This window comes from Streptomyces bobili, from assembly GCF_002154575.1.
Taxonomy (GTDB): Bacteria; Actinomycetota; Actinomycetes; order Streptomycetales; family Streptomycetaceae; genus Streptomyces; species Streptomyces bobili.
Genome location: NZ_MUBA01000166.1, coordinates 1 through 8,357 on the forward strand (window position 1 = coordinate 1; position 8,357 = coordinate 8,357).

Consider the following 8,357-nt stretch of genomic DNA (forward strand, 5'->3'; position numbering starts at 1 on the left):
GGGTGGGACGCGGGTGCGGTCGCCGGCGGTCCGTCCCTGCCCGGAACTCGCCCCGGGCGGCCGGTGGTCGCCGTCGCCGGTGGTCCCGCGTTCACGTTCTCCTATGCCGAGCACAGTGAACTGCTCGCCGCCGCCGGGGCCGACGTCGTGACCTTCGATCCGCTGCGGGACGAGCAACTCCCGCCGGGTTCTGGCGGGTTGGTCGTCGGGGGCGGGTTTCCCGAGGTGTACGCCGCCGAGTTGTCCGCGAACGAGGGGCTGCGCAAGGAGATCGCCGCGCTCGCGGAGAGCGGGGCGCCCGTCGCCGCCGAGTGTGCGGGCCTGCTGTATCTGTGCCGGGAACTGGACGGGCGGCCCATGTGCGGGGTCCTCGACGCCACGGCCCGGATGACGGAGCGGCTCACCCTCGGGTACCGGGACGCCGTCGCCGTGAGCGACAGCGTGCTCGCCGGGGTGGGGACGCGGATGCGGGGACACGAGTTCCATCGCACCGTGGTGGAGCCGGGCGCCGGGGCGGCTCCCGCCTGGGGGGTCCTCGCACCCGAGAAGCGGGTCGAGGGCTTTGTGGAACGCGGTGTGCACGCGAGTTATCTGCACACGCACTGGGCGTCCGAGCCCGGTGTGGCCCGTCGGTTCGTGGAGAGGTGCCGGACGTCATGAGCAGCACGCTGATCGGAGTCGGGGTCGGTCCCGGTGACCCGGAGCTGGTGACCGTCAAGGGCGTCAACGCCCTGCGCGCCGCCGACGTGGTCGTCGTACCCGTCATGGACACGGGCGAGCGGGGGCGGGCCGAGGCGACGGTGCTCCACTACGTGCCCGAGGAGAAGGTCGTCCGGGTGGTGTTCGCGTTGAACGAGCGGACCGACCGGGGCCGGCGGGAGGCCGCCTGGGACGCCGCCGGGGAGCGGGTGGCGCAGTTGCTCGCGCAGCACGACGCCGTCGCCTTCGCCACGATCGGCGATCCGAACGTGTACTCGACGTTCACGTATCTCGCCCAGACCGTCGGCGAGCTGGTGCCGGGCACGGTCGTGGAGACCGTGCCCGGGATCACCGCCATGCAGGACCTCGCCGCCCGGTCGGGGGCCGTACTGACCGAGGGGACCGAGCCGTTGACGCTGGTTCCCGTGACGGCGGGGTCGGCCGTGCTGAAGGACGCGCTGGCCGGACCGGGGACGGTCGTCGCCTACAAGTTCGGCCGGCAGGCCGCCGAGGTCGCCGAGGCGCTGCGGGAGACGGGGCGGCTCGAGGACGCGGTGTGGGGGTCGGCGCTCGGTCTGTCGGAGGAGTCCATCCGCCCGGCCGCGGAGCTGGACGGGGAGCCCCTCCCCTACCTCTCGACGCTGATCGCCCCGGCCCGCCGCGACGGGGTCAGGGGCGGCAAGCTGTGAGAGTGCCTGCGGCGCGAATGCCTGCGGCGCTTGGGCGGGTTGCCGGGGCGGGGCCGGGGTCGGCCGCCGCGGCCGGGACGCGGGCTGTCGCCGTGGTCGGGACACTGGCCGTCGCCGTGGTCGGGACACCGGCCGTCGCCGCGGCCGAGACGCGGTCTGTGGTCGAGGGCTCGTCGGTCCGGGCCCTGCGGCGGTCGGCTGCGGGCTCGCTCAGCCTGGCGTGCCGGCGGTCGGCCCCGGGGGCTGCCGCCCGGTCCCGGCGGCAGCCCGTCGCCGTCTCGTGCATCGGCGGCCTCTCCCGGCCTGCCGTCGTTTCACTCCGCCAGGCCCACCACCAGCCAGATGAAGGCCGCGCCCGCGATCGTGCACAGGACCGTGGAGCGGGCGGGGTGTTCGTGGTGGGCCTCCGGGAGGATCTCCGCGGCGGCCAGGTAGAGGAGTGCGCCGGCGAAGAAGCCGAGGTAGGCGCCGAGCAGGGGTTCGGGGATGTGGACGAACGCCGTGGACGCGGCGCCGACGACCGGTGCGGCGGCGTCCGCGAACAGCATGGCCAGCGCTCTGCGGCGGGCGTTCCCGTACAGGCTGGTGATCGTGTACGTGTTGAAGCCGTCAGCGAAGTCGTGGGCGATGACGGCCAGCGCGACGGCCGTGCCCATGCCGCCGCCGACCTGGAAGGCCGCGCCGATCGCGACGCCGTCCATGGCGCTGTGACCGACCATCGCCGCGGCGGCCGTGAGGCCCACCTCGGGGCTGCGGCCGTTGTGTTCGGCGGCGCCGTGCGAGGCCTGTCGGTGGGCGAGCAGACGTTCCACCAGATGGGCCAACAGGAAGCCCGCCACGAACAGCAGCAGTGCGGCGGGAACGCCGAAGACCTCCGTGCCGGCCGCCTCCAGTGCCTCGGGCAGCAGGTCCAGGCCGACCACACCCAGCATCAGGCCCCCGGCCAGGCCCAGCACCAGATGGCGGCGGTCGGTCACGCGTTGTGCCGTCCAGCCGCCGGCCAACGTCATCAGGAACGCGCCGAGCGCGACGATCACCGCCATGTGCCCTTCGTAGCGGATCGGGGCCCGGCCACGCACCTTCGCCACCACCCGTTGACGACATCGCGTCCGGCATCGCTTCCGACCGTGTTTCCCACCCTGTTTCGCACCCCGTTTCCCACCCCGTGATGAGAGGACCCGAACCCATGGCCGACGCCCCCACCGGCAAGGTGACCTTCGTCGGCGCCGGTCCCGGCGCCGCCGACCTGCTGACGTTCCGTGCCGCGCGTGCCATCGCCGAGGCCGATGTCGTGATCTGGGCCGCGAGCCTGGTCCAGGCGGAGGTCCTGGAGCACGCGCGCGAGGACGCGGAGATCCTCGACTCGGCGACCATGTCCCTGGAGGACGTCGTCGCCGTCTACGAACGCGCCCACCGCGACGGCATCAAGGTGGCCAGGATCCACTCCGGCGACCCCGCCCTGTGGGGCGGTACGCAGGAGCAGATGGACCGCTGCGACGAGATCGGCATCGACACCGAGATCGTGCCCGGGGTCTCCTCCTTCTCCGCCGTCGCCGCGCTCGCCCGGCGCGAGCTGACGATCCCGGAGGTCGCGCAGTCCGTGATCCTCACCCGGCTCGGCGGCGGCAAGACACCGATGCCGCCCGGCGAGGAGGTGCGGGAGTTCGCCAAGCACGGCACGACGATGGCCGTGTTCCTGTCGGCCGCGCGGAGCGGGCAGTTGGTGCGGGAGCTGCTGGAGGGCGGCTACCCGACCACGACGCCCGTCGTCATCGCCTATCAGGCGACCTGGCCGGAGGAGCTGGTCGTGCGGTGCACGATCGGCACGCTGGAGGAGACGGTCAAGGAACACAAGCTGTGGAAGCACACGCTGTTCCTGGTCGGCCCGGCGCTCGCCGCGCACGGCACCCGCTCGCACCTGTACCACCCCGGTCACTTCCACGGCTTCCGCAAGGCCGACCCCGAGGCCCGCAGGGCCCTGCGCGAGCGGGGTGCCAGTACGTGAGCCGTCCGGTCACCGTCGTCGGCACGGGCACCGGGGCGCCCGTTCCCGCGGAGGCGACGGCGGGTGCGGACCTCGTCGTGGGCGGGCGGCGGCATCTGGACGCCGTAGCCCTGCCGGAGGGTGCCCGGCGGATCGTGCTGGGGCCGCTCGCGCCCGCGCTCGACGCGATCGGGAAGTACGTCGCCGACGGGCGGCGGGTGGTGGTGCTGGCGTCGGGCGACCCCGGGTTCTTCGGGATCGTGCGGGCGCTCTCCGAACGGTTCGGCGCGGACCTGCTGGACGTCGTGCCGGGGGTGTCCTCCGTCGCCGCCGCTTTCGCGCGGCTGGGTCTGACCTGGGAGGACGCCGTCGTCGTCAGCGCGCACGGGCGGGACCCGCGGACGGCCGTGCACGTGTGCCGGGCGTATCCGAAGGTGGCCGTGCTGACGGGGCCCGGTGCCGGTCCCGCCGAGCTGGGCGCCGCGCTGGCCCGGACGGTTCCCGGCCGGGTGCTCGTCGTCGCGTCCGCGCTGGGCGATCCGGCGCGCGAGCGCGTGGAGCGGGTCACGCCCGCCGAGGCGGCGGCCCGCGACTGGGGGCCGGCGGTGAGTGTCGTGCTGTGCCTGGACGAGGCGCGGGCCCAAGGTCCGGTGCGGACGCTCGCGGGGCCGGTGCGCCGGCCCGCCGGCTGGGCGCTGGACGAGGCCGCGTTCGCCCACCGCGACTCGATGATCACCAAGTTCGAGGTGCGGGCGCTGGCCCTGGCCCGGCTCGGGCCGCGCCCCGGCGACCTGGTCTGGGACGTGGGTTCGGGTTCGGGTTCGGTGGCCGTGGAGTGCGCGCGGCTGGGCGCGGCCGTCAGCGCGGTGGAGAAGACCGCGGACGGTGTCGGCCGGATCCGCGCCAACGCCGCCGCGCACGAGGTCGACGTCCATGTGGTGCACGGTGAGGCGCCCGAGGTGCTGTCCGGACTCGATGACCCCGACGCCGTGTTCGTCGGGGGCGGTGGGCGCGAGCTGCCCGCCGTCGTCGGCGCGTGCGCGCGCCGGGCCCGGCGGACCGTGGTCGTCGCGATGGCCGCGCTGGACCGGGTGCCCGCGGCGCGGGCCGCGCTCACCGAGGCCGGGTTCGACGTGGACGGCGTACTGCTCCAGTCCTCGCGGCTGGCGCCGCTGCCGGGTGATGTGACCCGGCTGGCGGCGACCAACCCGGTATTCCTGCTGTGGGGGTCCAGAACCCCCGTCCCTGAAGAAGGAGTTGCTCAGTGATCGGCCTCATTTCCGCCACCGCGGCGGGAGCGGCGGCACGCGACCGGCTGGCCGCGGCATGGCCGGACCGCGCGCGCGTGTACGACGGTCCCGTCGGGGACGCCGTCCGGCGGGCGTTCGCGGAGTGCGAGCAGCTCGTGTGCTTCCTGGCGACGGGTGCGGTCGTACGGCTCGTCGCGCCGCTGCTGTCCGACAAGGCGTCCGACGCGGGTGTGGTGTGTGTCGACGAGGCGGGCCGGTTCGCGGTCCCGCTGGTCGGCGGCCACGCGGGCGGAGCCAACGAACTCGCCCGCGCCGTGGGCGAGTTGCTGGGTGCCGTGCCCGTGGTGACGACGGCGACGGACGCTGTCGGCATTCCCGGTCTGGACACCCTCGGGCTGCCCGTGGAGGGCGATGTCGCGGGCGTGACGCGGGCTCTCCTCGACGGGGAGCCGGTGGCGCTCGACGCGGAGGTGGCGTGGCCGCTGCCGCCGGTGCCGTTCGCCGAGCGGGGCGCCCACACCGTGCGCGTCACGGACCGGGCCGTGGAGGCCGCCGACCGCGAGGTGCTGCTGCGTCCGCCGTCCCTCGTCGTCGGCGTCGGCGCGTCCAGGGGGGCGCCGGTCGCGGAGGTCCTCGACGTGATCGAGGGCGCGCTGCGGGACGCCGGGCTGTCCCCTCGCAGCATCGCCGAACTGGCCACCGTCGAGGCCAAGGCGGACGAACCCGGCATCGTGGAGGCCGCCGTACGGCTCGGCGTGCCCCTGGTGACGTACTCCGCCGAGGAGTTGGCCGCCGTCGAGGTGCCGAACCCGTCCGCCGCGCCGCTCGCCGCCGTCGGCACGCCCTCGGTGGCCGAGGCCGCCGCCCTGGTCCGCGGCGGCAAACTCCTGGTGCCCAAGCGCAAGTCGGCCGGTGTCCCCGCGACCGCGACCTGTGCCGTCGTACGGCGGCCCGGACGCGGCCGGCTCGCGGTGGTCGGGCTCGGACCCGGCGCCCGCGACCTGCTCACCCCGCGCGCGAAGGCCGAGCTGCGGCGCGCCTCGGTGCTCGTCGGGCTCGACCAGTACGTCGACCAGATCCGTGACCTGCTGCGGCCCGGCACCCGCGTCCTGGAGTCCGGGCTCGGCGCGGAGGAGGAGCGGGCGCGCACGGCCGTCGCCGAGGCCCGCCGCGGACACGCCGTCGCGCTGATCGGCAGCGGGGACGCCGGCGTGTACGCGATGGCCTCGCCCGCGCTCGCCGAGGCGTCCGACGACATCGACGTGGTCGGCGTGCCCGGCGTGACCGCCGCGCTGGCCGCCGCGGCGATCCTGGGCGCGCCGCTGGGCCACGACCACGTGTCGATCAGCCTGTCCGACCTGCACACGCCGTGGGAGGTCATCGAGCGGCGGGTGCGGGCGGCGGCCGAGGCGGACCTCGTCGTCACGTTCTACAACCCGCGCAGCCGGGGCCGGGACTGGCAGTTGCCGAAGGCCCTCGCCCTCCTCGCCGGGCACCGGGAGCCGACGACGCCGGTCGGTGTCGTACGCAACGCGTCGCGGCCGGACGGGACCGCGCGGGTGACGACGCTCGCGCTGCTCGACCCGGCGACGGTGGACATGATGACGGTCGTGACGGTGGGCAACACCGCGACCCGTGACATCGCGGGCCGCATGGTGACTCCGCGCGGCTACCGCTGGCAGGAGGAGCCGAAGTGAACCGTGTGGTCCACCCCATCGAGCAGGAGTCCTTCCGGCGGCTGCGCTCCCGCCTGGACACCTCGCACTTCCCGCCGCTGACCCGGGCGGTGGTGGAGCGGGTCATCCACTCCGCCGCCGACCTGGAGTACGCGAGCGACCTCGTCATGGACGAGGGCACGCTGGCGAAGGCCCATGCGGCGCTGCACTCCGGGGCGCCGGTCGTCGTGGACGTGGAGATGGTCGCCGCCGGCATCACCCGCCGGGAGACCGTCTGCCGGTTGAGGGAGGCCGTCTCCGGTCCGGGACTGACCCGTTCCGCGCACGCGGTGCGGCTGGCGTTCGAGCAGGTGGGCCCCGGCGCCCTCTGGGTGATCGGCTGCGCGCCGACCGCCCTGGAGGAGCTGCTCACCCTCGACGCCTCCCCCGCGCTCGTCATCGGCCTGCCCGTCGGTTTCGTCGGCGCGGCCGAGTCCAAGGCCGCGCTGCGCGAGAGCGGCCTGCCCGCCGTGAGCAACGTGTCCGAGAAGGGCGGCTCGGCGGTCGCCGCCGCCGCGCTCAACGCCCTGCTGTACACCCCCCTTTCGTACTCCGAGGAGAAACAGTGACCACCCCGCCGCCCGCCCTGCTCATCGCCGGCCATGGAACCCGGGACGATGCCGGAGCCGAGGCGTTCCGCGACTTCGTCCGGGAGCTGGGCCGCCGCCACCCCGAACTGCCCGTCGCGGGCGGCTTCATCGAACTGTCCCCGCCGCCGCTGGGCGACGCGGTGACGGAACTGGTGGAGCGCGGCGTACGGCGGTTCGCGGCCGTACCGCTGATGCTGGTGTCCGCCGGGCACGCCAAGGGCGACATCCCGGCGGCGCTGGCCCGCGAGAAGGAGCGGCACCCGGGCATCTCCTACACGTACGGCCGCCCGCTGGGCCCGCACCCGGCGCTGCTGAACGTGCTGGAGCGGCGGCTGGACGAGGCGCTGGGCACGGCGGGGCGTACGCCCGAGGACCTGGCCGACGTGACCGTGCTGCTGGTGGGCCGCGGGTCGACGGACCCGGACGCCAACGCCGAGGTGCACAAGGCGGCCCGGCTGCTGTGGGAGGGGCGCGGGTACGCCGGTGTCGAGACGGCGTTCGTGTCGCTCGCGGCACCGGACGTGCCGAGCGGGCTGGACCGGTGCGTGAAGCTCGGGGCGCGGCGGATCGTCGTCCTCCCCTACTTCCTGTTCACGGGGATCCTGCCGGACCGGGTACGGCACCAGACCGAGGGCTGGGCGGCAGCGCACCCGCAGGTCGAGGTGCGGTCGGCGGACGTCATCGGGCCCGAGCCGGAGCTGCTGGACCTGGTGATGGAGCGGTACGCGGAGGCCGTCGAGGGCGATCTGCGGATGAACTGCGACTCGTGCGTGTACCGCATCGCGCTGCCCGGCTTCGAGGACAAGGTGGGGCTGCCTCAGCAGCCGCACTTCCACCCCGACGACGAGGGCCACGACCACGGCCCCGGTCACGGACACGGGCATCAGCACGGAGGGCATGCGCATTCCCATGCACACTGACGGGCACGACCTGCGCCACCACGGTGACGCGGAGGTACGCGACGACGGCTCGGCGCTGGTCGACCTCGCCGTCAATGTCCGTGCGGACACGCCCCCCGCGTGGCTGCGCGAGCACATCGCCGCGTCCCTGACCGGCCTGGCCGCCTACCCCGACGGGCGGGCCGCGCGGGCGGCGGTCGCGGCCCGGCACGGGCTGCCGGTCGAACGGGTGCTGCTGACGGCGGGCGCGGCGGAGGCGTTCGTGCTGCTCGCCCGCGCCCTGAAGGTCCGTCAGCCGGTCGTGGTGCACCCGCAGTTCACCGAGCCGGAGGCGGCCCTGCGGGACGCCGGGCACGGTGTCGACCGGGTGCTGCTGCGGGAGGAGGACGGTTTCCGGCTCGACCCCGCGGCCGTCCCCGAGGACGCCGACCTCGTCGTGATCGGCAACCCGACGAACCCGACGTCGGTGCTGCACCCGGCCGCCGCGATCGCCGCTCTCGCCCGGCACGGGCGGACGCTGGTCGTCGACGA

8 protein-coding genes and 1 pseudogene are annotated in these 8,357 nt (G+C 74.9%); 8 read left to right on the top strand and 1 reads right to left on the bottom strand.

What is annotated here, in order from left to right; translation table 11 throughout:
* A pseudogene (locus tag BZL64_RS14275) lies at positions 1–660 on the top strand (cobyrinate a,c-diamide synthase); the annotation flags it as partial.
* Positions 657–1,388, top strand: a complete 732-nt coding sequence (gene cobI, locus BZL64_RS14280) for a precorrin-2 C(20)-methyltransferase (RefSeq protein WP_086769563.1) — start codon at positions 657–659, stop codon at positions 1,386–1,388. The pseudogene BZL64_RS14275 and the gene cobI, both read left to right, overlap by 4 nt.
* A gap of 314 nt (positions 1,389–1,702) precedes the next feature.
* On the opposite strand, the gene BZL64_RS14285 is transcribed toward cobI, so the two are convergent.
* Positions 1,703–2,431, bottom strand: coding sequence for a ZIP family metal transporter (locus tag BZL64_RS14285; protein WP_086769564.1), 729 nt, complete (start codon positions 2,429–2,431; stop codon positions 1,703–1,705).
* 143 nt (positions 2,432–2,574) lie between these two features.
* Here BZL64_RS14285 and cobM point away from each other — a divergent pair, with 143 nt between their 5' ends.
* The 6 genes from cobM to BZL64_RS14315 all read left to right on the top strand — a co-directional run.
* Positions 2,575–3,393 carry a precorrin-4 C(11)-methyltransferase gene (gene cobM / locus BZL64_RS14290; protein ID WP_086769558.1) on the top strand — a complete coding sequence of 273 codons (819 nt, stop codon included), beginning with the start codon at positions 2,575–2,577 and terminating at the stop codon, positions 3,391–3,393.
* The gene (gene cbiE / locus BZL64_RS14295; RefSeq protein ID WP_086769559.1) at positions 3,390–4,640 is read left to right on the top strand and encodes a precorrin-6y C5,15-methyltransferase (decarboxylating) subunit CbiE; all 1,251 of its coding nucleotides are present in this window, start codon (positions 3,390–3,392) and stop codon (positions 4,638–4,640) included. The genes cobM and cbiE overlap by 4 nt, the downstream gene beginning before the upstream one ends.
* Positions 4,637–6,319: a precorrin-3B C(17)-methyltransferase gene (cobJ, locus tag BZL64_RS14300; protein WP_086769560.1), complete on the top strand. Its 1,683-nt coding sequence runs from the start codon at positions 4,637–4,639 to the stop codon at positions 6,317–6,319. The genes cbiE and cobJ overlap by 4 nt, the downstream gene beginning before the upstream one ends.
* Positions 6,316–6,906: a precorrin-8X methylmutase gene (locus BZL64_RS14305; protein ID WP_086769561.1), complete on the top strand. Its 591-nt coding sequence runs from the start codon at positions 6,316–6,318 to the stop codon at positions 6,904–6,906. Before cobJ ends, BZL64_RS14305 begins: the two co-directional genes overlap by 4 nt.
* On the top strand, positions 6,903–7,847 hold the full coding sequence (locus tag BZL64_RS14310; RefSeq protein ID WP_086769562.1) for a sirohydrochlorin chelatase: 945 nt from the start codon (positions 6,903–6,905) through the stop codon (positions 7,845–7,847). Before BZL64_RS14305 ends, BZL64_RS14310 begins: the two co-directional genes overlap by 4 nt.
* On the top strand, positions 7,837–8,357 hold a 521-nt coding region (locus BZL64_RS14315; protein ID WP_143663130.1), incomplete at its 3' end, for an aminotransferase class I/II-fold pyridoxal phosphate-dependent enzyme. The genes BZL64_RS14310 and BZL64_RS14315, both read left to right, overlap by 11 nt.

Bases quoted from the DNA above. Each gene is read 5' to 3' on its own strand.
- cobI (WP_086769563.1), top strand. From the start codon at position 657: ATGAGCAGCACGCTGATCGGAGTCGGGGTCGGTCCCGGTGACCCGGAG.
- BZL64_RS14285 (WP_086769564.1), bottom strand. From the start codon at position 2,431: ATGGCGGTGATCGTCGCGCTCGGCGCGTTCCTGATGACGTTGGCCGGC.
- cobM (WP_086769558.1), top strand. From the start codon at position 2,575: ATGGCCGACGCCCCCACCGGCAAGGTGACCTTCGTCGGCGCCGGTCCC.